This window comes from Streptomyces sp. NBC_00076 (genome assembly GCF_045041235.1).
Classification (GTDB): Bacteria; Actinomycetota; Actinomycetes; order Streptomycetales; family Streptomycetaceae; genus Streptomyces.
On sequence record NZ_CP108242.1, the window covers coordinates 8,368,211 to 8,393,121 of the forward strand.

A 24,911-nucleotide genomic window follows, 5' to 3' on the forward strand; every position below is an offset into this window, starting at 1 on the left:
GGGGCCGCACGGCGATGCGAGAAGGGGCGAGCGGAACACGGACTCGAGGCGGCGACGGCGATGCCGTCGTCGGCTGATGGAATGGGGGCGACGTGCTGCCGCGCGGTCGGACACCGCATGCGGAATTCAGCCGTATATCGCCCGTCGGGACATCCGTGGCTATGGCGTCTTCGACAGCCGGACCCCGTGCGGACACTTGTCGGTCACACGGTCGGCGCTGGCAGAACCATGAGGGGGAAATCTCCGGCGCGTCAAGATGTGAACACCGGATTTCTTCCGCGTTCCCCGATTTTCCGTGGTGACCGGCTTCCCGACTCCGAACGGACCCAGTGGCGAGCGGGTCGGCGACCGGTCGTCCCCTCGCGCTCTTGACGTGTCGAAGGCACTCAATGCTATCGTTAGCATCACGTGGCTGTGACAAAGTGATTCGACGTGCCCCGATAGCTCGTGATCCGTTCCAGGGGCGTACCGCGGCGCCCGCACCGACCACAAGTCGGAGAGCACCCACCACACCCCGCCCGAGCCCAGTGACCCCCTCCACCCCGCCCAGGCGGCCGACGGTCCGAACGGACAACCGGCGACCGTCCTTCCGGCTGACGATCAGACCCGCTCATCGGACGCGACCGGGCGTGCCGCCCGACCGCCCGCCGCGGCCGCACGATTCTGCGAGGACCCCCTGCCATGAAACCACCGAGCCGCCCCGGCACCGTGCTGCTCACCGACTACGCCTGGCCCGACGACTCCGTCGAGCGATCGGTCATCGAGGAGGCGGGTCACATCCTGGTGGCCGGACCCGCCGACCCCGCCCCCGCCGAGGCGATCGAGGAACTGGTCGCCGAGCACCGGCCCGCCGGGATCCTGACCTGCTGGGCCCCCGTCTCCGCCGCCGCGATCGGCGCCTCGCCGGATCTGCGGATCGTCGCCAGGCTCGGGGTGGGGCTCGACAACATCGCCGTGTCCGCCGCCACCGAGCGCGGTGTGTGGGTCACCAACGTGCCGGACTACTGCGTCGAGGAAGTCTCCGACCACGCCGTCGGCATGGTGCTGGCCTGGACCCGGGGTCTGGCGGTGTCCGACCGGGAGGTCCGCGCCGGCCGTTGGAACCCCGCGGGCGCCCGGTTGCGCCGACTGTCCACGCTGACCTGCGGCGTTGTCGGATACGGGCGCATCGGACGCGCCACCGCGCGCAAGCTCGGCGCGTTCGGCTGCCGGATCCTGGCCCACGACCCGTACCCGCCGAAGGACGCCCCGGGAGTGGAGATGGTGGGCCTGGAGGAGCTGCTGCGCCGCAGCGACGTGGTCGTCCTCCATGTGCCGCTCACACCCGGCACGCACCACATCATCGGCGCCGAGCAGCTGGCGCTGATGCCACCGGACGGCCTGCTGGTCAACGTCAGCCGGGGCGGCCTGGTGGACACCGACGCGGTCGTCAAGGCGCTGGACAGCGGCCACCTGGCCGGAGCCGCCTTCGACGTCCTGGAGAGCGAACCGCACGTCCCCGCCGGGCTGTTGGAGCAGCCGGGCGCGCTCCTCACTCCCCACATCGCCTTCTCCTCCGACGCCTCGGTCACGGAACTGCGCCGCCGCGCCGCCGAGGAGGTCGTACGGATCCTGGCGGACGAGGCACCCGCCCACGCCTGCAACACTCCCCGTGGTCTGCCCACCGGGCCGGGGGACCCGCGATGAGCCGGACCTCCGCGCAGGCGGCGCCGGAATCCGCGCTGAGTGACTTCCTGACCGCCCACAAGCTGGCCGTACCCGACGAAGCCGCACGCTGGACGCCGCTGGCCGGTGGCGTCTCGTCCGACCTGTGGCGAGTGGACCTGCCGGGTCGTTCCCTCTGCGTCAAACGCGCCCTGGCCACGTTGAAGGTCGCCGCCGACTGGCAGGCACCGGTGTCGCGCAACGCCTACGAATGGGCGTGGATGCGGTTCGCGTCCCGGCACCGCCCGGACAGTGTGCCCGAACCGCTGGCCCACGACCCCGAGGCCGGCCTCTTCGCGATGGCGTTCCTGCCGCCCGAGCACTACCCCATGTGGAAGACGCAGCTGCTGCGCGGCGAGGTGCGGGTGGCGACCGCGGCGGCCGTCGGAGAACTGCTCGGCACCCTGCACGCGGCGAGCGCCGGAGACGCCGCCCTCGCCGCGGAGTTCGCCACCGACGACAACTTCCACGCGCTGCGCATCGAGCCGTACCTGCTGGCCACCGCCGCCGCACACCCCGGCCTGAGTGACATCCTCGGGGGCCTCGCCGACCGCACGACCACGACACATCTGGTTCTGGTGCACGGAGACGTCAGTCCCAAGAACATCCTCGTCGGACCCTCCGGGCCCGTGCTGCTGGACGCCGAGTGCGCCTGGTACGGAGACCCGGCCTTCGACCTCGCGTTCTGCGTCAACCATCTGCTGCTCAAGAGCCTGGTGGTGCCCGACTGCCGCGCCGATCTCCTGCGGTCCGCCCGGGCGCTGACCGAGGAGTACGTCCGGTGCGTCGACTGGGAGCCCCGGCCGGCCCTCGAGGCGCGGGCCGCGTCACTGTTGCCGTCACTGCTGCTCGCACGGGTGGACGGCAAGTCCCCGGTGGAGTACCTCACGGACGACCGGGACCTGCTGTTCGTACGCACGATGGCAGCGGCCCTGCTCCGGGCGCCCGCCCCCACCGTGGCGGACGTCCTGGACGCCTGGGCGACCGAGCTCGGGCCCCCGACCGAGCCGGGCAGCGACTGACCCGATTGACACCTTACGGAGAGACGCATGCGCAGAGTCGTCACCGGCCATGACGAGAACGGCAGGTCGGTCGTCGTCAGCGACGGTCCCGTCCCGCGCAGTCGGGAGTTCACCAGCCTGCCGGGCTGGGTGTCCCGCCTGCCGTGGGCCACCGAACCCGGCGAACCGGCCGGCCGGACCGGGCAGGACCCCACGCCGAAGGTCACCAGCCTGCTCCCGGCGCCCGGCGGCACCCGGTTCATCGTGCTGACCTTCCCCCCGGACACCGCGATGGCCGACCCGGCGTTCGACCCCGTCGCCTTCGACCAGGAGCAACGGGCCGACTCGCCCGGCATCGCGGATCTCATGGAGCCCGACGGCATGCACACCACGCCGACCGTGGACTACGGCATCGTGCTGGACGGCGAGATCGTCCTCGAACTCGACGACGGCGAGCTCACCCGGCTCTCGGCCGGGGACATCGTGATCCAGAACGGCACCCGCCACGGCTGGCGCAACCGCAGCGACCGACCGGTCACGATGGCCTTCGTCCTCGTCGGCGCCGAACGCGCCGGCTGACGCGTCGGCGATGTCCTGAACTCAGTCCTGGTGCGTGACGCTCACCTTCACCGTCAGCGCGCCCCTGTTGTCCTCGGAGCAGGCTCCGGCGGTGTCGTTCATGCCCAGTTGCAGGGTGCCGTTCCCGGCGGCCCGGAAGGCCAGCTCCTGTCCGACGGTGTGGACAGGGAAGTCCTTCTCGCCCGCGAGGACTGCCAAGAGGGTGCCGAAACGTGCCGCGGGCTTGACCTTGCAGTCCTTGGCTCCGGCCATGGACGCTTCGGTGGCCGCGTCGTAGCCGGCCGGTCCGGTCATGGGCTTGTTCCGGTGGTCCGCCGTCCATTGTCCCGAGACGAACCGCACGGTGACCTTGTCTCCCCGCCGGACGTCCGCTCCGGTCACCGGCTGCCAGCCGGTCGCCGACTGGACGACTTGACTGACGGTCGTCGTCTTCGGGCCCTCCTTGAGCGGCAGTACCCCGGTGAGGAACAGCCCGCCTGCGACACCCGCCGCCAGCACCGCCGTACCGGCCAGCGCCCACCACAGCCGCTTCGGCCCCGACGAGCCGGACGTCTGATGACCTGCGGGCCCGGCCGACGAGGTGTGCCGCGCCGCCGGCACGGTCGCCCCGGCCGCGACGAGCCGCTGCCGGCCGCTGGTCACGGTGTCCGCGTCGGCCAACGGGGTCGACGGCCGCCGCGTGCGCACGGTCGCCGAGGGCAGCGGCCCGGCTTCCACCTCTCCCGCCGTGACGCGCCGCAGCGCGGCACGCGCACTGGCCGCCGAGGGGCGCTCGTCGGGCGACTTGCGCAGCAGCGCCTCGACGACCGGCCGCAGTGGGCCGAGCCGCTCCGACAGAACGGGTTCCTCGTACGCCACCGCGTGCAGTGTCGCGGGCGCTCCTGGCCTGCGGAAGGGGGACTGACCGCCACAGACCGTGGCGAGGGTCGCGCCCAGGGACCACAGGTCGGAGGCCGGGCCGGTCTCCGATCCCGTCACCCGCTCGGGTGCCATGAACTCGAGAGAACCGACCAGTTCGCCGGTGGTGGTCAGGAACTCACCGTCGTCCAGGGCCGCGATACCGAAGTCGGTGAGCACGGCGTCTCCGTCCTGGCGCAGCAGGACGTTGGCGGGTTTGACGTCGCGGTGCAGCGTGCCTGCCGCGTGCACGGCCACCAGCGCGTCGAGCATGTGCAGACCGAGCGCGGCCGTGTGCTGCGGGGTGAGCGGTCCGGTCTCAGCGACACGGTGGGCCAGTGAGGGGCCCTCGACGAGCTCCATCACGATCCACAGCCGGTCCTCCGACTCGACCAGGTCGTGGACGCCGACCACGTGCGGGTGCGGTACCCGGGCGACCGCGCGCGCCTCACGCATGGCACGGCGCATCCGGATGCGGTGCTCGTCGTCGCCGTGGGCGAGGATGTGCAGTTCCTTTGCGGCGACCGGGCGGTCAAGGAGCTGGTCGTGTGCGCGCCAGACCGTGCCCATGCCGCCTCTGCCGAGCACGTCGTGGAGCAGGTACCGACCGGCGATCAGTCGCTCCGAGCGGCGTTGGGAACGCGTCGCCGCCTGGTCATCGCCATTTTCCGATATCACGTGCTCTCTCACGTTTCCTTCCCGGGGGACTGGGTGTCCGCCGGTCATCGCCGCTCGGCCATCGTTCGTTCTGCCGTCGTTCGATCGATCGTCGTTCGTTCGGTCAGTCGCTTTTCGGTCGGTCGCTTTTCGTTCGAACGGGGCTGAGCATAGCGGAGCGCATCGTGGTCACATGTCGTCAACTACGGTGCGACAGAGGGCCTTTCAATGCGGGGCGGGACGGGGGAGGCGTGTGGCGCACACATCCTTCAGGGGTCAGGACCGCGGTCGGGCGCCGGCGTGGGAGTCGGTGAAGTCCCAGACCACCGGGAGGAGTTGCTCGGGCGTCTCGGACTGGGGCATGTGGCCGGTGCCCTCCAGCAGGCGAAACTCCGCGTCGGGGACGGCCTGCGCGTACGCGCGTCCGTAGTCGGCGTCCACGATCCGGTCGCTCGCGCCCCAGGCGACCAGGGTCGGGCGGGTGACCTTGGAGAGTCGCTCGGCAAGGGTGGGGTCGGCCATCGCGTGGGGGCCCGAATAGACCTGTAGGGCTGCACGGTTGGTGGCCATGACCGCTCGCTGTGCCTCGGTCAGCGAGCTGGGGTCGAAGCGGAACTTCGACGGGTCGTGGAAGGAGAGGCGGGACAGCTCGACGGGTGTGAGGGAGAAGGTGTCGGCTATCGGGTGGCCGGGGACGTCGATGCCGACCGCGTTGACAAGGGTGACGCTGCTGATCCGGTCGCTGCCCAGGGCTGCCAGTTCGGCGGCGATCCAGCCACCGATCGAGTTGCCGACGACGGCGACGTCCCGCAGGTCGAGCGCGTCCAGCAGGTGTGCGTAGACCTGGGCCAGGGTCGTGACGTCGGTCAGCCAGTCGGGGTGAGCCGTGCCGCCGAAGCCGGGGTGGACGGGGGTGAACACCCGGGCCGGCCGCTGTTCGGCCAGGAGACCGGCGAACGGGGTGACGGTCTGCGGGCCTCCGCCGCCGTGCAGGAGCAGGAAGGGGCGCCCCTGCTGTCCATGGAGGTCGACGGTGACGTCGAGAGTGCCCTGGTCGAGCGTGAGGGTGTGGGTGGACTGGGTGGTCTGGGTGGACTGGGTCATGGGGGCCGCTCCTTCTCCTTCGTGAGAGCTGACTCTCATGAGATTAGAGGGGTCGAGTCTCGTCATGCAAGTGCACTCTCATAACGAAGGCTGACTGCTATCGTGTGGATGCGTCAACAGGAGGAGGTCCCCCATGACGGCGCAGGCGGGTACCGGCCGCACCAACCAGAAGCAGCGCACGCGTACGGCGATCGTGGCGGCCGCGCGAGAGCTCATCGGGACGGGCGCCGAGGTGACCATGCCCACGGTCGCCCACGCGGCCCTGGTCTCCGAGGCCACGGCCTACCGGTACTTCCCCGACCTCCCCTCACTGATCAGCGAGGCACTCGCAGGAGTCTGGCCGCCCCCCGCCGAAGCGCTCGCGCCGGTCGCGGACTCCACCGACCCCGTCGAACGCATCGCTTTCGCCTGCGAGTTCCTGCTCCGCGGCATCCTCGCCCGCCAGGGCTCGGTGCGCGCGATGATCGCCGCCACGATCACCCGGCCCGAGACGGTGACGAACCGGCCCGGAATCCGCTTCGGTCTGATCGAGCACGCACTCCTCCCCCTTCAGGACACGCTCGGCGCGACGGACCCGGAGGCGTTCACCCAGCTCGAACGGGACCTCGCGGTCGTCGTGAGCGCCGAGGCGCTCTTCACCCTCACCGATCTGTGCGGGCTCGATCCCGAGGAGGCCGTCTCCAGTGCCGTACGCACCGCGGAGACCCTGACCCGGGCCGCGGTGCGCTCGACCGCGTAGCGGCCGGGGCGCCGGTGGCTGCCGTCGCCCCGTCTCCGACCTGGCGACCCGATACCCCGGTGCCCCGATACCCCGGTGACCCGGACGACCAGGGCGGCCCGTCCGGTCGTCAGGACCCGGACTCGGCACGTGCCGCTGCCAGGCGCGGGCGCGCAGGTCCGCGTCGCCCAGCGGTGTTCTCACTCCGGTGAGAGTTCGACCGTCGTCGTGACCCGGGTGAGCGCGGGTTTCCGCGGCACCGAACCGAACCCGAACCGCACGGGCGGGTCGACCGATGCCGTCGTACCGAGGTCGTGACCCTCGAAGAACGCCGACGCCGCGCGGATCGGCCGCAGATCACGGGCCCCGTACCACTCCCTGCGACCCTCGCCGGCGCTGCCACGAGTGCGCACGCCGCGGAGCAGGGCACGGGCGGGCAGGCCCGTCACCGCGCTCCACGCCGGACACCGGGCGAGCACGCCGGGCACGGCACACAGCATCAGTCCCAGGAGTCCTCGTCGACCGGTGGCGAAGCGCAGGACCAGTGAGCCCGCGTTGACGGTCCAGGTGTCGCCGTCGACGCTCACCTCGACCGGGACGACGCGCACGGTGTCGAAGTCGTAGGTGCCGCCGACGAAGTCCGCCGTCTCACGCGTCGGGGCCATCAGCAGCCGTTCCCCGTCGGCCCGCTCCAGCATCACATCGCTGAAGGGTCCGAACGGCGAACCCGGCCAGTGCCCCAGCACGACACGCGTCCCGGATGACGTGCCCAGGCCCGCGATCCAGCCGTCGAAGCGCAGCCGCGTGTGCTGCCTTGTTCCGCTGGCAATCCGGCTCATCGGCTCCGAGGTTCCGAGCTCATGCGCCACCACAGGCGCCGAGCCCCCCTCCGGAGACCACAGAAACGCGCAGGCCACGAGTGTGCGTCCACCACCTCCGCGAACCCGGGCTCCGGCCATGGGGTCCTCCTCGTCGGTGGCTCATCGGTCGGTGGGCTTGAAGCCGCGCAGGCGAAGGCTGTTGCCGACCACGAACACCGAGGAGAACGCCATCGCCGCTCCGGCGATCATCGGGTTGAGGAGCCCGGAGGCGGCGAGGGGGAGAGCGGCGACGTTGTAGGCGAAGGCCCAGAACAGGTTGGACCTGATGGTGCCGAGCGTCCTGCGGGACAACCGGATGGCGTCCGCGGCCGCCCTGAGGTCGCCCCGTACGAGGGTCAGGTCGCCGGCCTCGATGGCGGCGTCGGTGCCGGTGCCCATCGCCAGACCGAGGTCGGCCTGGGCGAGCGCGGCGGCGTCGTTGACGCCGTCGCCGACCATGGCGACCGAACGGCCCTCGCCCTGGAGGCGCTTGACGACGTCCACCTTGTCCTGAGGCATGACCTCGGCGATCACATGCTCGCGGGCGATGCCGACCTCGGCCGCGACGGACTCCGCGACCGTCTTGTTGTCGCCGGTCAGCAGCATGGGCGTGAGGCCGAGGGCGCGCAGCCGCCGGATCGCTTCCGGGCTGGTCTCCTTGACGGCGTCGGCGACTTCGAGGACCGCGCGGGCCTCGCCGTCCCACGCGACCGCGATGGCGGTGCGCCCGGCGGCCTCGGCCTCGGCCTTGGCGCGCTCCAACCGCACGGGCAGGCCGATGGCCCATTCGTCCAGCAGCTTCTGCCGGCCGACGAGGACGGCGTGGCCCTCCACGATGCCCTGGACACCCAGTCCCGCCAGGTTGGCGAAGTCCTCGGGGGCGGGCAGGGTGCCCACGCGGGCGGTGGCGCCGGCGGCGACCGCCTGGGCGATGGGGTGTTCCGAAGAGTGCTCCAGGGCGCCCGCGAGGCGCAGCGCGACGTCCTCGTCCGTCCCGTCCGCGGTGTGCACGGCGAGCAGGGTCATCCGGCCGGTGGTGACGGTGCCGGTCTTGTCGAGGACGATGGTGTCGACCCTGCGGGTGGACTCCAGGACCTCCGGGCCCTTGATGAGGATGCCGAGCTGGGCGCCGCGCCCCGTGCCGACCATGAGCGCGGTCGGGGTGGCCAGGCCCAGCGCGCACGGGCAGGCGATGATCAGCACCGCCACGGCCGCGGTGAAGGCGGCGGTCAGGCCCGAGCCGTTGCCGAGCCAGAAGCCCAGGGTGCCGAGTGCCAGGGCGATCACGACCGGTACGAAGACCGCTGAGATCCGGTCCGCGAGCCGCTGGGCCGCCGCCTTGCCGTTCTGCGCGTCCTCCACCAGCTTGGCCATACGGGCGAGCTGTGTGTCGGAGCCGACCCGCGTGGCCTCCACGACCAGCCGGCCGCCGGCGTTGAGGGTGGCGCCGGTGACACCGTCGCCGGCCGCGACCTCCACCGGGACGGACTCACCGGTGAGCATGGAGGCGTCGACCGCGGAGGAGCCCTCGACGACCGTGCCGTCGGTGGCGATCTTCTCACCGGGGCGGACCAGGAAGCGGTCGCCCACCTTCAACTCCCCGACCGGGACGCGCTCTTCCCGGCCGCCTCGCAGGACGGTGACCTCCTTCGCGCCGAGTTCCATGAGCGCCTTCAGCGCCGCGCCCGCCTTCCGCTTCGAGCGGGCCTCGAAGTACCGGCCGGCGAGGATGAACGCGGTGACGCCGGCGGCGGCCTCCAGGTAGATGTTCCCGGCGCCGTCGGTGCGGGCGATGGTGAACTCGAAGGGGTGCGTCATGCCGGGCGTGCCCGCAGTGCCGAAGAACAGCGCCCACAGCGACCACAGGAACGCCGCCGACGTACCGACGGAGATCAGGGTGTCCATGGTCGCCGCGCCGTGCCGGGCGTTGGTCCAGGCCGCCTTGTGGAAGGGCCAGGCGGCGTATGTCACCACGGGCGCCGCCAGCGTCAGCGACAGCCACTGCCAGTACTCGAACTGCAGGGCGGGAGCCATCGCCATCGCGATCACCGGGACCGCGAGGGCGACCGCCGTGATCAACCGCTCGCGCAGCGGCCGCAGTTCATCGGACTCCTGTCCTTCAGCGGAGGACCCGGGCCCGGATCCGCCGCGCGCGGGGTCGCGCTCGGGTTCCCGGGCGGTGTAGCCGGTGGCCTCCACCGTGGCGATCAGATCGGTGACGGCGATGTCCTCGCTGAAGGTGACTTTCGCCTTCTCGGTGGCGTAGTTGACGGTGGCCTCGACCCCGTCCATGCGGTTGAGCTTCTTCTCGATCCGGGCGGCGCACGAGGCGCAGGTCATGCCGCCGATGGCGAGTTCGACCTTGGCGGCGCCGGGCGTGGTGGTGGTCATGTCTGCTCCTCGCAGCTCACGGACGCGACACGGAAAAACGAGGGTGGGGCCTGGCTGCGGCCCCACCCCGGGCGGGGCGGCTCAGACGGCCGCGCGGCCGGCGAAGTCGTAGCCGGCCTCGTCGACGGTGTCGGCGATCAGTTTGTCGAGCTCCTCGCCGGGCTCGGCGGCGGTCGTCACGGTGACCAGGCCGGTGCCGATCTCGACCTCGACCGTCCTGACCTCGTCCAGGGCTCCCACCGCCTTGGCGACGATGCCCTGGCAGTGGGCGCTGCCGACGCCGTGGACCTTGTAGACGGTCTTGGTCTCCGTCTGGGTGTGGCAGCTTCCATCCGGGGTGCAGCAGTCCGACACGGTTCCTCCATCGTGGGCGAGTGGATACCCCGCTGGGGTATCCGTTCGGTTGAGTTCCCTGTATACCCCCCACCCGTATCAAGCGCAAGCGTGGATCCGACTTGACTTGGTACCCCCTAGGGGTATGTTGAAGTGTGTGAAGGCCGCCAGACAGGGTGGCCGGGAGATCGAGGAGTGCGAGACATGAACACCGGACTGCGGATCACGGTCTTCGGCGCCGCCCTCGCCGCGACCTTCGGCACCGCCTACGGCGTCGGCAGCGGCGTCGGCGAGATCTCGCCCGAGCCGACGAGCGCCGCTCACGGGAAGCACGCCGGGGGCGCCGGCGCCGAACAGGACGCCGGCACCGAACAGGGCGGCGGCCATGAACAGGGCCACGAAGCGGGCGGTCAGCAGCAGGAGGGTGGCAGCGCGGCGTCCCCGCCCGGGGGTCTTCAGATCTCGGACGGCGGCTACACGCTCGACCTGAAGACCCCGCGCCTTCAGGCCGACAAGAAGACACAACTGCGCTTCGCCGTCGTGCAGGACTCGACGGGACGACAGGTTTCGGCGTACGAGAGGGAGCACGACAAGGAACTGCATCTGATCCTCGCCTCACGAGACCTGACGACCTACCGCCATCTGCACCCCACCCGGGCGGCCGACGGCACCTGGTCCACTCCTGTGGACCTCCCCGAGGCGGGTGGCTACCGGGTCTTCGCCGACTTCAAGCCCAAGGGCGGAGAAGGGCTCACGCTCGGTGCCGACCTCGCCGTCTCCGGAGCCTACGAGCCCAACGCGCTACCCGGGCACAACAGCACGGCCACGGTGGACGGCTACGACGTCGAGCTGGGCGGCGCCCTGACCCCCGGCAAGGCCGACGAACTCAAGCTGACCGTCACCAAGGACGGCAAGCCGGTGCGTGACCTCCAGCCCTACCTCGGCGCGTACGGCCACCTTGTCGCCCTGCGCTCCGGAGACCTCGCCTACCTGCACGTCCACCCCAACGGTGAGCCCGGCGACGGCAAGACCAGGCCCGGCCCCGACGTCTCCTTCACGGCGACCGCGCCCAGCGAGGGTGCCTACCGGCTGTTCCTGGACTTCAAGCACGAGGGCAAGGTCCGCACGGCCGCGTTCACCTGTTTCTTGCGAGGAGGCCCTGGCGTTCACGCCGGGGTGGACTCGCATCCGGGTGTCGTGACGCGGGGCGTCGCCGCGTCCGGTTCAGGGCGCGGAGCGCCCGTACCACTGCCGGTGTCGCCGAGGTGATACGAACGCGTGTTCCGGTGATCGCTGGTCGGGGTGGTGGTTGTGGGATCGGGGTGCGTTTGTGCGGCTGTCGTACGTACGGTCTTTCGGAGGGTTCGGGACGGCACGTGTTCCGGTCGGAGACTGGGGGGGCGAGGTGGCGGCGGTTGCGGAGGGCGGGCATGCGCGGTACAACTTCCGGCTGCGCCTGTCGTCTCCCGCCCGCACGGCATTGGCGGCGGAGTGGGACCGGTGCCGCTGGCTGTGGAACGAGTGTGTCGCCAAGTCCAAGGCTGTACACCTGCACAACAAGGCGACCGGTCAGAAGGCCGCGTGTGGTCCGGCGCAGCTCGACAGGATGCTGACCGAGGCCCGCGCCCGTATGCCGTGGCTGCGTGAGGGCTCATCGGTTGTCCAGCAGCAGGTCATCCGCGACTTCGGACGCTCCCGCGCCAAGGCGCACAAGGACATCGCAGAGCGTCTGCCCATGGCGCGCCGGGCCGGGATGCCGAAGTGGAAATCCAAGCGCGAGGCGCTGCCGACCTTCAACTACACCAAGCGCGGGTTCCGGTTGAAGGACGGCCGGCTGCACCTGGCGGGCGGCATCGTCGTGGTGGTGGTGTGGTCGCGGGATCTGGCGGGGGAGCCGTCCTCGGTGCGTGTGTACCAGGACAGCCTCGGGCACTGGTACGCCTCGTTCGTGGTCCCCGCCCAGGTCCAGCCCCTGCCTCAGACCGGTCGGGTGCTCGGTGTCGACTGGGGTGTGAAGGAGACCGCGACCACCACGTCCGACGCGCACGACCTGCCGCACGCCGGGCGCGGTAGGAAGGCCCGGGCCAAGCTGACCCGGTACGACCGGATGATGGCCCGCCGCAGGCCGAAGAAGGGACAGCCGGCGTCGAAGGGCTACCGCGAGGCGAAGAGACTGCGGGCGAAGGCGTACAAGAAGGTCGCCAGGCGGCGTGAGGACACCGGCCGTAAGTGGGCCAAGAAGGTGGTCCGTGACCACGACGCCATCGCGGTCGAGGACTTCCGCCCGAAGTTCCTGGCCAGGACCACCATGGCCCGCAAGGCCGCCGACGCCGCCATCGGCGCCACCAAGGCCGCTCTGATCGAGATGGGCCGTAAGTACGGGCGGGACATCCGCTTGGTCCACCCCGCGCACACCACGATGGACTGCGGGCACTGCGATGCGAGAGCCAAGCATCGCCTGCCGCTGGGTGAGCGCACCTACACCTGCACCGTGTGCGGAGCGGTGTCCCCACGGGACAAGAACTCCGCACGCGTGATGCTCGTCCGGGCTGGTCTCAACCCGGCTGGTGCCGAGGGCGGAAGACCTCCTGGAGCGCTGCTCCAGGAGGCGGCCTGAGCCAGGAATCCCCTCCCTTCAGGGAGGGGAGGATTCAACGCACGCGCACTGACTACTGCGGCAGTCCTTCAGTGACTTCCGGTCGGGTGCCGTGGTCCCGCTGCGGCGCGTGCTCACGCCGCAGCCCGGCCGCATCGTATGACGCGGCCGGGCCGGCCGACGGCCACCGGTCCGGCGCGCGCCGCTTCCGCATTCGGAGTCGGATCACCTCTGTGGGTGCGTGGCGTGTCGGCGGGGATGCCCCTCTCCCGTTCGCCGAGAGTTGCGGACCGAAGCTGTCCGCGATCACCGCTAGCGTGCCCGGTATGACGAAGACGACGAAGCGGAACACCCCGCGCTCGGCGGCCACGGCACCCGTTCTCGACACCCGCGCCCTCAACCGGGCCACCCTCGACCGGCAACTGCTGTTGCGCCGCGCGCCGCTGTCCGCCAAGGCCGCCGTCGAGCACCTGCTGGGCCTCCAGGCGCAGAACGTGAAGCCCCCGTACTACGCCCTCGCCGCCCGACTCGACGGCTTCACCCCCGGCGAGCTGTCCGAGCTGATGGCGGACCGCGAGGTGGTGCGCATCGTCACCATGCGCTCGACCATCCACACCCACACCGCCGCCGACTGCCTCACCCTGCGGCCCCTGGTCCAGCCCGCCCGGGACCGTGAACTCACCATCTTCCGCAGGGGACTTGAGGGTGTCGACCTCGACCGGCTGGCCGCGCTCGCCCGGGACCTCGTCGAGGCCGAGCCGCGCACCATGAAACAGCTGCGCGAGGCGCTACTGGCCGCCTGGCCGGACGCCGATCCGCAGGCCCTCGCGATCGCCGCCCGCTGCAGGCTGCCGCTGGTCCAGGTGACCCCGCGCGGACTGTGGGAACGCAGCGGCCAGGTCGCACTCACCACGGCCGAGCACTGGCTGGGCCGCCCCGCGGAACCGGCGCCCACCCCCGACGCCACCGTCCTGCGCTACCTCGCCGCGTTCGGCCCGGCGTCCGTCAAGGACATGCAGACCTGGGCCGGCCTGACCCGTCTGCGTGACGCCTTCGAACGCCTCCGTCCGGACCTGGTCACCTTCCGAGACGAACAGGGCGTCGAACTCTTCGACCTCCCGGACGCGCCCCGACCCGACCCCAACACCCCTGCCCCGCCCCGCTTCCTCCCCGAGTTCGACAACCTGCTCCTCTCCCACGCCGACCGCACCCGTGTCGTCCCTCCGGAGTACTGGGGTCGCGCCTGGCAGGGCAACCAGGCCCACCGCACCCTCCTGGTCGACGGATTCCTGGCGGGCGTGTGGAAACTCGAGGACGACCACCTCGTCATCGAGCCCTTCGGCCGCCTCACCAGGGACCAGCGCCGCGCGGTGACCGAGGAGGGGGAGCACCTGTTGAGCGTGATGCACCCGGGGTCGTCGTACGACATCCACTTCGGCACCGTCATCAGGTGAGGAAAGGGCCGGTGACCCGGCCATCAGCGGCCGAGCCCCAGCCGTCAGCGGTCGGCCACCCAGCCCCCAGCCGTCAGCGGTCGGCCGGCCCCCCGCCATAAGCGGTCGAACCGCCGGCCCTCAGCGGCCGGTCACCCAGCCCCCGGCCCCCAGCGTCTCGCCTACGACAGGTACCGCGTCACCTCGGTCACCTTGCACTCGATCTCGCCCTTGATCGTGTCCAGCCCCTGTGCCGTCTCCTCCGACTTCTGGCCCGGGGCCAGGCTGTTGACCGCGGCCAGGGCCTCGCCGAGGCGCTTGCCGGAGCTGTTCACGAACTCGACGTTGATGATGTAGTCGGCCTTCTTGGACGTCCGGTTGGTGATCAGTACCTCGGCCGACGCCCAGGTCGTCAGCGAGTCCACCTCGCAGCCGGTGATCTTCACCTCCCCCTCGGCGCCGGACTCCTCGGCCGGTTCCCCCGTCGCCGACCCCTCGGCCGACGCCTCCGCCGGGTTCCCCTCCTCGGCGGTGCTCTGTTCCGAGGCAGTGGACCGGGCGGCCGAACCGCCGTCCTTGGAGGAGTCGTCACTGACCGCCATGACACCGATCACGCCGAGCCCGACCAGGACGATGACCGCGCCGCCGATGGTCAGGCCCACGATCAGGCCCGTGTTGCTCTTGCGTGGCGGCGGCGGCCCTCCCCAGCCCGGTCCGGACTGCTGCCATCCCGGCGGCGGAGGCGGCTGCCGCCACCCCGGCCCGGGTTGCTGCCACTGCTGTCCCGGCTGCTGCCACTGTTGCCCCGGCGGCTGCTGCGGCGGCGGTTGCCGCTCGTCCCCCGGCCCCGGATACCCGTACGACATGAACCCCCCACGGTCCGTGTGATGAACGTCCTCTGTGATCAGAGAGGGACACGGTAAGCCCTCGGCGGGACAGCGGCACATGGACAGGGGGCGTTGCGGGCCGCTCGTGGAGGCCCGCAACGCCCCCTGGTATCTCACCTGAGGGGTGCTCAGGAAGACCTTCTGGGTTACGAGTTGACCTGAGTGGTCACCAGGCTGGAGAAGGTGGTCAGCCGGGTGTAGACACCCGGGTAACCGGCCTCGGCACAGCCCTCGCCCCAAGAAGTGATCCCTGCCAGGACGCCTCCGATGAGGAAGGGGCCGCCGCTGTCGCCCTGGCAGGTGTCGACGCCGCCGGAGGTGTATCCGGCGCAGACCATGTCGCTCGCGATGAAGTCGGAGCCGTAGGAACTCGCACAGCTGGTGTCGGAGACCGTCGGAACGGTCGCGGTGCGCAGCTGGTTGGAGGAGCTGCCGTTCGCGGAGGTGGTGCCCCAGCCCACGATGCGGGCGGTGGTGCCGGCCGCGTAGATGCTGGTCTGGGAGGAGGAGACGTACGACGCCGTGGTGTAGGGCATCGACGTCGACAGCGTCAGCACGGCCACGTCGTCGCCGTTGGTGGCGTCCGTGTAACTGGGGTGGACCCAGATCTTGCTGACTCTGCTGACCGTGCCGTTGGTGCCGTTGAGGTAGGTGCGGCCACCCACCACGCGGACGCTGCTGGTGGTTTCGCCGACCATGCAGTGCGCCGCGGTGACGACCTTGGTGGGCGAGACCAGGGTGCCGCCGCAGAACTGGTTCTGCGAGGCGTCCGTGATCTGCATCATGAACGGGTAGGCGGTCGTGGTGGTCGTCGTACCGCCCACGATGGGCTGGGGAGCGGCGACGGCGGCGGGGGAGCCGATCAGCGCGGTCGTGGCGGCGGCAGCGGTGGCCGCCAGGACAGCGGCGGTCTTCTTGGCGCGGTCGAGCCCGAACATGAGTCTCCTCATTGGGGGTTGCCGGTGGGGGGTCGCGCGGGTGGGGGTGGTGCACGGGGGTCTCGGGACCGACCCCCGTATGACCGGGCGAGCGGCACGTCCCTCACGCTAGAACCCGGAAGTTCCCCTTCCCAATGAGGGAACCCCCTAAGGGAGTTGGGCAGGGAAAACCCTCGGTCGGCCCTGTCCGAACCCCCGCGTGGGACGCCGAAACATCCCGGAAACCCGCTGGGCTCACGTGTTCATGTGCTCACGTCGAACGGCGGCCCGCCGCCAGTCTGACGATGTCCACCCGCGACCGGATCCCGAGCTTGCGGTAGACCCGGGTCAACGTCGCCTCCACCGTCTTGACGCTGATGAACAGCCGCCCGGCTATCTCCCGGTTGGTGGCGCCCTCCATGACCAGCGCGGCGACCTGACGCTCCATCGCGGCCAGTCCGTCCAGCGCGTCGAGCGCGGGCGCCGGGACCACGGTCGGTTCGGCCGGCGGCGGCACCGTGGCGGCCTCCACCTGCCGCAGCCAGGGCAGCGCCCGGCAGCGCCGGAACAGTCGCGCCGCCTCGTCGTACGACGTCGGTCCCGGCCGCCGGGTGCGCAGCGCGGCCAGTGCGAACGCGGCCCGCGCCTCCTCCAGGCCGTAGCCCAGTTTGGCGAGCCGGTCCTGCGCCGAGGTCAACTGCCCGAGGGCGGCCTCGTGTTGGCCGCGGGCCGCCCGCACCAGTGCCTCCGCGCGGTCCAGTACGGCGAGCACGCACTCGCGGCGCAGCCGCAACGCGTGCTCGCGGGTCACCGTGATGAGGTCCTGCGCCTCGGCGAGTTCACCAGTGCGGACGAGGGCTTCGGCGAGGTCGCCGTGCCAGCGTCCCCGCGCCGGGTCGGTGATGCCGAGCCCGAGCTCCAACTCCCGTACCCGGCGCAGCGACCGGACCGCCCCCGGGGCGTCCCCGGCCACCAGCTGGGCATGACCGAGGGCGGCCAGGGCCCGCGAGACGTACATCTGGTCGCCGTCCACCTCGGCGTGGTCCGCGGCCTCCCGGGCCAGCGTCAGCGCCCGGTCGACGTCCCCGCCGGCCGCCTCCGCGAACGAGGTGAGCAGCGCGGAGGCCACCTCGCCGATGCCGGAGTCACGGGCCAGCCGCAGGCTCTCCCGGGCCAGGTCGAGGGCCCGGCCGCAGTGCCCCGAGCGCAGTTCGGTCTCCGCGACCAGCCGCAGGAAGTGCACCTCGCTCTCGACCATGCCGCGCCGCCGCACCTCGCGCAGCAGCGCGGTCACGGTGGTGCGTGCCTCGGCCAGCTGGTCGCTCATCAGCAGCCACCGGAACCGGGTCAGCCCCGGCCCGTTGTGATGACACGCCACCTGAGGGTCCTGGGGCTCCCTGAGCGCCCGGTTGATGGTCGTGGGGGCGTCGGGATGGCCCATCAGGGTCTCCGTCTGGGCCTGGAAGGCGAGGGCCAGCAGTTCGGTGCGCCGGTCACCGGCTCGCGCGGCCAGCTCGGCCGCGTGCGCGGCCTGCTCCCGGCCCTCCGCGAAGTCGCCCTGGACGACCAGGCCCCGCCAGGCCAGCTGGTAGTGGACCAGGGCGAGCAGCCGGGGGTTGTCGCCCGCGTCGGCCAGCGCCTGCGGGAAGACGGCGTCGACGTCCCCGAGGGCCTGCCCGGCGGACTCGATGACCACCATCCAGGCCCGAACCCGGTCCGCGGGCACGGTCGCCCGGGTCAGCACCTCCCCGGCGATGTCCCGCGCCAGGTCCACCTCACCGGCGGTGATCGCGTCCTCCGCGGCCTGCAACCGCCGCTCGTCCGGCCCCGGCACGGTGTCGGCCGGGGTGTGCCGGGCCGCAAGCAGCCCCAGCGACGCGGCCACCGAGGGGGCGCCGCGGTCCCGGGCCTGGGTGGCGGCCTCGGCGAGCCTGGCCGCCACCTCCGGGTCGGTTCCGGTGGTCGCCAGCGCCAGATGCCGGGCCCGCTCGATGGGATCGGAGGCCGCCGTGGACAGCGCGCCGTGCGCGGCCCGCCGCTCCTGCGCGGGGGCCTCCGCGTACAGCGCCGCCGAGATCAGCGGATGCGCGAACCGTACGGCGGGCCCCTCCGGCTCCGTCGCCAGCAGCCCGAGGGCCGCCGCCTGCGCGGTCTCCGCCTCGGCGTTGTCCCGGCCGGCCGCGTGCAACAGCGCCAGCGTGGGGCGGGCGCCCGCGCTGGCCACCAGCAGGGTGCGACGGGCCTCGTCGGAGAGCATCTCCAGCCGGTTGAGCACCAGGGCCCGCAGCGAGGTGGGTACGTGCAGAGGCTCGCCGGGCCGGGGCGGGGTCGGGTTCTCGGCCAGCGCCCGGCCCAGTTCCAGTGCGAACAGCGGGTTGCCGCCGCTGGTGCGGTGGATGTCCCGGGCGGTGGAGCGCGGCAGACCGGTGTAGCCGCGGTGGTCCAGCAGCTCGGACACCTGGGTGCGGGAGAGCGGGTTGAGCCGGATCGCCAGGCTGTCCGGGGGCAACGCGCGTAGATGCCTGTCGTACTCCTGTCCCTCCGTCCGCACCGCGCACAGCAGCTGGACGGGGGTGTCGCCGAGGCGGCGGGCGGCGAAGCCGAGGAGTTCCGCGCTGGCCGGATCCAGCCACTGGAGGTCGTCCGCGACGACCAGGACGGGGCCCTCGGCGGCGAGTGCGCGCAGCACGGACAGTACGGCCAGACGCAGGGCCAGCCCGTCACGCTGGAGGGTGGACTCGCCGCGGCCGGTGAGCGCCGACTCCAGGGCGGTGCGCTGGGCGGCGGGCAGCCGGCCGGACACCTTGTCGACGACCAGGCCGAGGAGGTCGGCCAGGGCCAGGAAGGGGAGATGGGATTCGGACTCCGTGGCGGAGCAGCGCAGGACGGCACCGGCCGTGCCGGTGTATTCGGCCGCCAAACTCCGCAGGACCGTCGACTTTCCTATTCCGGCCGGGCCGTGGAGCAGCACGCTGCCGCCGCGGACGAGCTGCTCACGCGCGGTGGTGAACAGCTCCTCCCTGCCGATCAGCAGGTCGGGGCGGCATCGGGCAGGCTCCTTGAAGTCCCGTCGCACGGTCACCGCTCCCCTCCGTGTGTCGTGTCCGGGCCAATGTTAGGCAACGGACAATGGAATTCGGCCGAAACGCGGTGGTGAGGGAAATAACAACGTGATGGCTGAGAGAAATGCGGAGCTGTCACACATGAACAACCCGCCGACGAATCCGGGGCGCCGTCTCCCGCCCGCCTACGGCAACCACCCGGCCCGACGTGCGGCGACGACCGCCTCGCCGCGGGTCCGCGCCCCGAGCTTCCGCATGGCCGAGCGGAGATACGCCTTGACCGTCTCGGCGGTCACCCCCAGCCGTTCGGCGGCCATGGCGTTCGTCGCCCCGGCCGCGACGCACGCCAGCACATCCACCTCACGAGGTGCGGGCCCCGCCCCTTCGGCCGGTCGGGTCCCCGCGATCAGCAGCCCACAGGCGTCCAGCAGCTCCGTCCGCAACGCGGGGTCCGTGATCCGCGGGGCAAGGGCCCGCAGCGCCGCGTGCGCATCCCGGACCCGCTCCCAGGCGGCCCCCTCCCGAGCGGCCGGGGCCGGTTCGGCGCGCGCCGCGATCACCAGGTCCCGCGCCTCGTCCGCGACGACCAGCGCCTGCTCCACGTCCCGCGCGGCGTCCACGGCCGCGCCGAGCGTACGGTCACCGAGCGGCCGGGCGTCGCGCAGGGCACCGTAGAGCACACCGCGCACCCGGCGTCGTACCACGACGGGCACCGCCAGCACCGAGCGCAGGCCCTCGGCGGCGACGGCGGTGTCGTACTCGTGGCTGATCTGCTCCGAGCAGGAGTAGTCCGTCACCGCGCACGGACGGCCCAGTGCCACCGCCCGGCCGCCCAGACCGTTGCCCGAGGTCACCGCGAGCGCGCTGAGGGCGGGGGTGGCCGTGCCGTTCAGTTCGCTGATGCGCATCTGGCGGCGGCCGGACTCCACCAGGCCGCCGAAGGCCACCGGGAGGCCGGTCGTACGCCGCAGCCGCACCAGCGCACCACGGATCTCCGCCGACTGCGACGCCTCTGCTGTCACCTGCTCGCCCCTTCGCTGCGGCACACACCCCCGTTCGGGGGTAGTGAGACCTGCACCACGGATTACACGATGGCAGAGAGCCGCCCGGCAATGGTCCGGCACCCAGGAGGACAGATGACATCGGCCACGGAGCTGTTCCGCAGCGCGCGGGACTTCCTGCTGGAACACCGCGAGGACTACGCCACGGCGTACGAGGGCTTCGCCTGGCCCCGCCCCCGGCACTTCAACTGGGCGCTCGACTGGTTCGACGAGATCGCGGACGGAAACGACCGGACCGCGCTGCACATCGTCGAGGAGGACGGCTCCGAGATCCGCCTCTCCTTCGCCGAACTGTCCGAGCGGTCCAACCAGGTCGCGAACCTGCTGCGTGAGCGCGGGGTCGGTGCCGAGGACCGGATCCTGGTCATGCTGGGCAACCAGGTCGAGCTGTGGGAGACGGCGCTCGCCGCCATGAAGCTGCGGGCCGTCGTCATCCCGGCGACCCCGCTGCTCGGCCCCGCCGACCTGTGCGACCGGGTCGAGCGCGGGAACGTGCGGCACGTCCTCGTACGGGCCGAGGACGCCGGCAAGTTCGACGACGTGCCCGGCGACTACACGCGCACCGCCGTCGGCGGCGTGCCGGAGGGCTGGCAGCCGTACGAGGACGCCTACGCCTCCTCCGCCGAGTTCCTGCCCGACGGGCCGACCCTCGCCGACGACCCCCTGATGCTCTACTTCACCTCCGGTACGACGGCCCGCCCCAAGCTCGTCGAGCACACCCACACCTCGTACCCGATCGGGCACCTGGCGACCATGTACTGGATCGGCCTGAAGCCCGGCGACGTGCACCTGAACATCTCCTCGCCCGGCTGGGCCAAGCACGCCTGGTCGAACCTGTTCGCGCCGTGGAACGCGGAGGCGACCGTGTTCATCCACAACTACACACGCTTCGACCCGGCCCGGCTGATGGCGGAGATGGACCGCGCCGGCGTGACCACGTTCTGCGCCCCGCCGACCGTGTGGCGCATGCTCATCCAGGCCGACCTGACCCAGCTGCGCACCCCACCCCGCGAGATCGTCGCGGCCGGCGAGCCCCTCAACCCCGAGGTCATCGAGCGGGTCCGCCGGACCTGGGACGTGACCGTCCGGGACGGCTTCGGGCAGACGGAGACGGCGGTCCAGGTCTCCAACAGCCCCGGCCAGCCCCTCAAGACCGGCTCCATGGGCCGGCCCAGCCCCGGCTATCGCGTCGAGATCCTCGACCCGGTCTCGGGAGCCCCCGGCGCGACGGAGGGCGAGATCGCGCTCGACCTGTCCGCGCGGCCGGTCGGCCTGATGACCGGCTACCACGGCGACGCCGACCTCACGACGGAGGCGATGGCCGGCGGCTTCTACCGCACCGGGGACATCGGCGCGCGGGACGCCGAGGGCTACATCACCTACGTGGGCCGCGCCGACGACGTCTTCAAGGCATCCGACTACAAGATCAGCCCCTTCGAGCTGGAGAGCGTGCTCCTCGAGCACGAGGCGGTGGCGGAGGCGGCCGTCGTGCCCGCGCCGGACGAGCTGCGGCTCGCCGTCCCGAAGGCCTACGTGGTGCTGGCGGAGGGCTGGGAGCCCGGCCCCGACACCGCGAAAGTGCTGTTCGAGCACTCCCGACAGGCGTTGGCGCCCTACAAGCGTGTGCGCCGCCTGGAGTTCGCGCCCCTGCCCAAGACCGTCTCCGGCAAGATCCGCCGCATCGAACTGCGCGAGGCCACGGCCGCGGGTTCGGACGCCGAGTACCGCGAGGAGGACTTCCGGTGAGCGGAAACGAAACGCACTCGCGCTCGCAGGGAACGAGCGGACCGCCGCACGAGGGCGCGGCCGGCGGAGTGTCGTACCCCCACAAGCCCGACGGACGGTCGTACACCCACGGGACCGGTGACACCGCGCTGCTCGGTGACACCATCGGCGCCAACCTGGACCGGGCGGTCGCGGCCTGGCCGGAGCGCGAGGCCCTGGTCGACGTGCCGTCCGGGCGGCGCTGGACGTACGCCCGGTTCGCCGCGGACGTCGACCGGTTGGCGTCCGCGCTGCTGGCGAGCGGGGTCGTCAAGGGCGACCGGGTGGGAATCTGGGCGGTCAACTGCCCCGAGTGGGTGCTCGTCCAGTACGCCACCGCCCGCATCGGCGCGATCATGGTGAACATCAACCCGGCCTACCGCACCCACGAGGTCGAGTACGTCCTCCAGCAGGCCGGCATTTCCCTGCTCTTCGCCTCCCTCAGCCACAAGAGCAGCGACTACCGGGCGATGGTCGACCAAGTCCGGGGCAGATGCCCGCAGTTGCGGGAGGTGGCGTACTTCGGCGACCCCAGCTGGGAGGCGCTGATCGGCCGCGCGACCCCCGAGGCCCAGTACGAGGGCCTGTCCTGCGACGACCCGATCAACATCCAGTACACCTCGGGCACCACCGGCTTCCCCAAGGGCGCCACCCTCTCCCACCACAACATCCTCAACAACGGTTATTTCGTCGGCGAGTTGGTCGGCTACTCCGAACAGGACCGGATCTGCGTCCCGGTGCCGTTCTACCACTGCTTCGGCATGGTGATGGGCAACCTGGCCGCGACCTCGCACGGCGCCTGCATGGTCATCCCCGCCCCCTCCTTCGACCCCGCGGCCACCCTGCGCGCGGTCCAGCAGGAGAGCTGCACCTCCCTGTACGGCGTCCCCACCATGTTCATCGCGGAGTTGAACCTCCCCGACTTCGCCACGTACGACCTCTCCTCGCTGCGCACCGGCATCATGGCCGGCTCGCCCTGTCCGGTGGAGGTGATGAAACGGGTGGTCGCCGAGATGCACATGGCGGAGGTCTCCATCTGCTACGGCATGACGGAGACGTCCCCGGTGTCCCTGCAGACGCGGCGGGACGACGACCTGGAGCACCGCACGGCCACGGTCGGCCGCGTCCTGCCGCACGTCGAGGTCAAGGTCGTCGACCCGGCCGGAGTCACCCAACCACGCGGCACCGCCGGGGAGTTGTGCACCCGCGGCTACAGCGTGATGCTCGGCTACTGGAACGAGCCAGAGAAGACCGCCGAGGCCGTCGACCCGGGCGGCTGGATGCACACCGGTGACCTCGCGATGATGCGCGAGGACGGGTACGTCGAGATCGTCGGCCGGATCAAGGACATGATCATCCGGGGCGGCGAGAACATCTACCCGCGCGAGATCGAGGAGTTCCTCTACGCCCATCCGAGGATCGCGGACGTCCAGGTCGTCGGCGTACCGCACGAACGCTACGGCGAGGAGGTCCTCGCCTGCGTCATCCCGCGCGATCCGGCCGGCCCCCTCACCCTGGAGGAGCTGCGGGCCTTCTGCGAGGGGAAGTTGGCGCACTACAAGATTCCCAGTCGGCTCCAGATCCTCGACTCCTTCCCCATGACGGTGTCCGGGAAGGTGCGGAAGGTGGAGTTGCGGGAGAAGTGGGCCGGGGAGACGTACGGCGGCGGGGGGCACGCCGGCTAGTCGCGGCGCATGCAGACCCTCGGCCACCGGTCGAGGCCGATGCTCGCCTCGTGGGTGCGGATCTCCCGTAGTCCAGGGGTGAGTTGGTCCTCGTCCAGGACGCGGAAGCCGAGGCGCCTGTAGTAGGGCGCGTTCCACGGCACCGTCGTGAAGGTGGTGAGGGTGAGACCGGTCAGACCTTCCTCGCGTGCGCGGTCGGCGACGTGTGCGAGAAGGGTCCGGCCCACACCCCGGCGGGCGGCACCGGGGTGCACCGACACCTGCTCCACATGGAAGGCACCGTCCACCGGTTCGCCCATCAGATAGGCGACGGGACGGTCCGCTTCGTCGGCGGCCACCCACAGGTGTCCCGCCCTCCGGTACCGCTCCAGCACCTCCGGGGCGGGCGGTTCGTCGTTCGCGATCTCCGCCATGCCCAGTTCGCGGAAGGGGGCGCCGGCGGCGCGCTCGATGTCCTGGAGCGGGGGGAGCTCTCCGGCGGTGGCGGAACGGATGCGCATCCGTCGAGTCTCGGGTACGTCGAGGCGCCGCGCGAGCGATATGTCAGGGCTCAGGTCCCCGTGGTGTCGAGCTCGTCGGCGGGACTGTTGACCGGCTGCGGAATCCCGGTGGGGTCCAGCACGAACAGGGGGACGCCCAGACCGTCGGCGCGTGCACGGGCGTCGTCCGTGTACCCGGCGAGGGAGAAGTAGACGCCATGCGAGGACTCCGTCATGGCCGTCAGCCACAGGCATTCCACGTCCCGCACGGAGGCCGGCCGCACGGCCGGGTCGACCTGGACCAGCAGGCCGCGCGCGGCGATGCCGATACCGGAGGGCGGCCGCTGGTCGGCGCGGCGGATGTCCCGGTAGCCGAGCCGGCGCAGATAGAGGGCGGTCGCCGTGACCGCGTCCCGGGCGGAACGGATCGTCACGGACTGGAAGGGCCGCCGCGGTGCCGGAGTGGCTTCGGGGGGCGAGTCCGGGGGCGCCTCGGCGGGCGCCCCGGTCACCGTGACCCGCAGCACCGTCCCGCACGGACAGCCCAGCTCCGGACACGGCCACTGGTCGCTGCGCCCGCAGGATGCGCAGCGCACGGTGATCCACTCCTCCTCCCAGGCGCGGTGGGTGACGGCGGTGGCCGTCCCGCGCCGGTCGAGGCGGGGGCTGACGGGCGCGCCGCACGGGCACGGATACGACGGTGCCGCGTAGAGATGCTCGCGCCGACAGGCCGGGCAGCGCACCGGAACGCTCTCGGACATGGCCCACATCGTCCTCCAGGAA

General features: G+C 71.6%; 20 protein-coding genes. 9 read left to right on the top strand and 11 right to left on the bottom strand.

Annotated elements, in window-relative coordinates; genetic code table 11:
* The first annotated feature begins 681 nt into the window (after positions 1–681).
* From OHA64_RS37535 to OHA64_RS37545, 3 genes are read left to right on the top strand one after another with little or no spacing between them, the layout of a single operon-like run.
* On the top strand, positions 682–1,686 hold the full coding sequence (locus tag OHA64_RS37535; RefSeq protein ID WP_405620969.1) for a C-terminal binding protein: 1,005 nt from the start codon (positions 682–684) through the stop codon (positions 1,684–1,686).
* Complete coding sequence (locus OHA64_RS37540) at positions 1,683–2,726, top strand: phosphotransferase family protein (RefSeq protein ID WP_405620971.1); 1,044 nt, start codon at positions 1,683–1,685, stop codon at positions 2,724–2,726. The genes OHA64_RS37535 and OHA64_RS37540 overlap by 4 nt, the downstream gene beginning before the upstream one ends.
* A gap of 27 nt (positions 2,727–2,753) precedes the next feature.
* Positions 2,754–3,284: a cupin domain-containing protein gene (locus OHA64_RS37545; RefSeq protein ID WP_405620973.1), complete on the top strand. Its 531-nt coding sequence runs from the start codon at positions 2,754–2,756 to the stop codon at positions 3,282–3,284.
* Between the two features lie 21 nt (positions 3,285–3,305).
* Here OHA64_RS37545 and OHA64_RS37550 read toward each other — a convergent pair whose 3' ends face one another.
* Together OHA64_RS37550 and OHA64_RS37555 are read right to left on the bottom strand one after the other, a co-directional pair.
* A complete protein-coding gene (locus tag OHA64_RS37550) occupies positions 3,306–4,871 on the bottom strand; it encodes a serine/threonine-protein kinase (protein WP_405620975.1) in 1,566 nt (521 codons plus the stop codon).
* 243 nt (positions 4,872–5,114) lie between these two features.
* Positions 5,115–5,942 (bottom strand): alpha/beta fold hydrolase, encoded by an 828-nt coding sequence (locus OHA64_RS37555; RefSeq protein WP_405620977.1) that lies wholly within the window; start codon positions 5,940–5,942, stop codon positions 5,115–5,117.
* A 133-nt stretch (positions 5,943–6,075) separates the two neighbouring features.
* Between OHA64_RS37555 and OHA64_RS37560 the strand changes: the two genes are divergently transcribed.
* Entirely contained in the window at positions 6,076–6,681 is a 606-nt protein-coding gene (locus OHA64_RS37560; RefSeq protein ID WP_405620979.1) for a TetR/AcrR family transcriptional regulator, read from the top strand.
* A gap of 179 nt (positions 6,682–6,860) precedes the next feature.
* On the opposite strand, the gene OHA64_RS37565 is transcribed toward OHA64_RS37560, so the two are convergent.
* From OHA64_RS37565 to OHA64_RS37575, 3 genes are all read right to left on the bottom strand, one after another.
* Complete coding sequence (locus OHA64_RS37565) at positions 6,861–7,499, bottom strand: hypothetical protein (RefSeq protein WP_405620981.1); 639 nt, start codon at positions 7,497–7,499, stop codon at positions 6,861–6,863.
* A 141-nt stretch (positions 7,500–7,640) separates the two neighbouring features.
* The gene (locus tag OHA64_RS37570; RefSeq protein ID WP_405620983.1) at positions 7,641–9,911 is read right to left on the bottom strand and encodes a heavy metal translocating P-type ATPase; all 2,271 of its coding nucleotides are present in this window, start codon (positions 9,909–9,911) and stop codon (positions 7,641–7,643) included.
* A gap of 81 nt (positions 9,912–9,992) precedes the next feature.
* Entirely contained in the window at positions 9,993–10,265 is a 273-nt protein-coding gene (locus tag OHA64_RS37575) for a heavy-metal-associated domain-containing protein (RefSeq protein ID WP_405620985.1), read from the bottom strand.
* A 183-nt stretch (positions 10,266–10,448) separates the two neighbouring features.
* Here OHA64_RS37575 and OHA64_RS37580 point away from each other — a divergent pair, with 183 nt between their 5' ends.
* The 3 genes from OHA64_RS37580 (at position 10,449) to OHA64_RS37590 (ending at position 14,294) form a co-directional block, all read left to right on the top strand.
* On the top strand, positions 10,449–11,513 hold the full coding sequence (locus OHA64_RS37580; RefSeq protein ID WP_405620987.1) for a hypothetical protein: 1,065 nt from the start codon (positions 10,449–10,451) through the stop codon (positions 11,511–11,513).
* Positions 11,514–11,649: 136 nt separating this feature from the next.
* Positions 11,650–12,861: an RNA-guided endonuclease InsQ/TnpB family protein gene (locus tag OHA64_RS37585; protein ID WP_405620989.1), complete on the top strand. Its 1,212-nt coding sequence runs from the start codon at positions 11,650–11,652 to the stop codon at positions 12,859–12,861.
* 305 nt (positions 12,862–13,166) lie between these two features.
* On the top strand, positions 13,167–14,294 hold the full coding sequence (locus OHA64_RS37590) for a winged helix DNA-binding domain-containing protein (protein WP_405620991.1): 1,128 nt from the start codon (positions 13,167–13,169) through the stop codon (positions 14,292–14,294).
* A gap of 161 nt (positions 14,295–14,455) precedes the next feature.
* Here OHA64_RS37590 and OHA64_RS37595 read toward each other — a convergent pair whose 3' ends face one another.
* From OHA64_RS37595 to OHA64_RS37610, 4 genes are all read right to left on the bottom strand, one after another.
* Positions 14,456–15,139: an FxLYD domain-containing protein gene (locus tag OHA64_RS37595; protein WP_405620993.1), complete on the bottom strand. Its 684-nt coding sequence runs from the start codon at positions 15,137–15,139 to the stop codon at positions 14,456–14,458.
* 167 nt (positions 15,140–15,306) lie between these two features.
* Positions 15,307–16,098: a S1 family peptidase gene (locus tag OHA64_RS37600; RefSeq protein ID WP_405620995.1), complete on the bottom strand. Its 792-nt coding sequence runs from the start codon at positions 16,096–16,098 to the stop codon at positions 15,307–15,309.
* A gap of 250 nt (positions 16,099–16,348) precedes the next feature.
* Positions 16,349–19,159: an AAA family ATPase gene (locus tag OHA64_RS37605; protein ID WP_405620997.1), complete on the bottom strand. Its 2,811-nt coding sequence runs from the start codon at positions 19,157–19,159 to the stop codon at positions 16,349–16,351.
* Positions 19,160–19,324: 165 nt separating this feature from the next.
* On the bottom strand, positions 19,325–20,161 hold the full coding sequence (locus tag OHA64_RS37610) for a response regulator transcription factor (protein WP_405620999.1): 837 nt from the start codon (positions 20,159–20,161) through the stop codon (positions 19,325–19,327).
* Positions 20,162–20,275: 114 nt separating this feature from the next.
* Between OHA64_RS37610 and OHA64_RS37615 the strand changes: the two genes are divergently transcribed.
* Together OHA64_RS37615 and OHA64_RS37620 are read left to right on the top strand one after the other, a co-directional pair.
* Positions 20,276–21,946, top strand: a complete 1,671-nt coding sequence (locus OHA64_RS37615) for an AMP-binding protein (RefSeq protein ID WP_405621001.1) — start codon at positions 20,276–20,278, stop codon at positions 21,944–21,946.
* Between the two features lie 68 nt (positions 21,947–22,014).
* Positions 22,015–23,649: an AMP-binding protein gene (locus tag OHA64_RS37620; RefSeq protein WP_405624273.1), complete on the top strand. Its 1,635-nt coding sequence runs from the start codon at positions 22,015–22,017 to the stop codon at positions 23,647–23,649.
* On the opposite strand, the gene OHA64_RS37625 is transcribed toward OHA64_RS37620, so the two are convergent.
* Positions 23,646–24,149, bottom strand: a complete 504-nt coding sequence (locus OHA64_RS37625) for a GNAT family N-acetyltransferase (protein WP_405621003.1) — start codon at positions 24,147–24,149, stop codon at positions 23,646–23,648. The genes OHA64_RS37620 and OHA64_RS37625 overlap by 4 nt on opposite strands.
* Before the next feature lie 50 nt (positions 24,150–24,199).
* Positions 24,200–24,889 (bottom strand): hypothetical protein, encoded by a 690-nt coding sequence (locus tag OHA64_RS37630; RefSeq protein WP_405621005.1) that lies wholly within the window; start codon positions 24,887–24,889, stop codon positions 24,200–24,202.
* Between the last annotated feature and the right edge of the window lie 22 nt (positions 24,890–24,911).

Coding starts and splice junctions, on each gene's coding strand:
- OHA64_RS37580 (WP_405620987.1), top strand. CDS start 10,449: ATGAACACCGGACTGCGGATCACGGTCTTCGGCGCCGCCCTCGCCGCG.
- OHA64_RS37535 (WP_405620969.1), top strand. CDS start 682: ATGAAACCACCGAGCCGCCCCGGCACCGTGCTGCTCACCGACTACGCC.
- OHA64_RS37555 (WP_405620977.1), bottom strand. CDS start 5,942: ATGACCCAGTCCACCCAGACCACCCAGTCCACCCACACCCTCACGCTC.
- OHA64_RS37615 (WP_405621001.1), top strand. CDS start 20,276: ATGACATCGGCCACGGAGCTGTTCCGCAGCGCGCGGGACTTCCTGCTG.
- OHA64_RS37630 (WP_405621005.1), bottom strand. CDS start 24,889: ATGTCCGAGAGCGTTCCGGTGCGCTGCCCGGCCTGTCGGCGCGAGCAT.
- OHA64_RS37540 (WP_405620971.1), top strand. CDS start 1,683: ATGAGCCGGACCTCCGCGCAGGCGGCGCCGGAATCCGCGCTGAGTGAC.
- OHA64_RS37570 (WP_405620983.1), bottom strand. CDS start 9,911: ATGACCACCACCACGCCCGGCGCCGCCAAGGTCGAACTCGCCATCGGC.
- OHA64_RS37600 (WP_405620995.1), bottom strand. CDS start 16,098: ATGTTCGGGCTCGACCGCGCCAAGAAGACCGCCGCTGTCCTGGCGGCC.
- OHA64_RS37595 (WP_405620993.1), bottom strand. CDS start 15,139: ATGTCGTACGGGTATCCGGGGCCGGGGGACGAGCGGCAACCGCCGCCG.
- OHA64_RS37560 (WP_405620979.1), top strand. CDS start 6,076: ATGACGGCGCAGGCGGGTACCGGCCGCACCAACCAGAAGCAGCGCACG.
- OHA64_RS37565 (WP_405620981.1), bottom strand. CDS start 7,499: ATGAGCCGGATTGCCAGCGGAACAAGGCAGCACACGCGGCTGCGCTTC.
- OHA64_RS37590 (WP_405620991.1), top strand. CDS start 13,167: ATGACGAAGACGACGAAGCGGAACACCCCGCGCTCGGCGGCCACGGCA.
- OHA64_RS37625 (WP_405621003.1), bottom strand. CDS start 24,149: ATGCGCATCCGTTCCGCCACCGCCGGAGAGCTCCCCCCGCTCCAGGAC.
- OHA64_RS37545 (WP_405620973.1), top strand. CDS start 2,754: ATGCGCAGAGTCGTCACCGGCCATGACGAGAACGGCAGGTCGGTCGTC.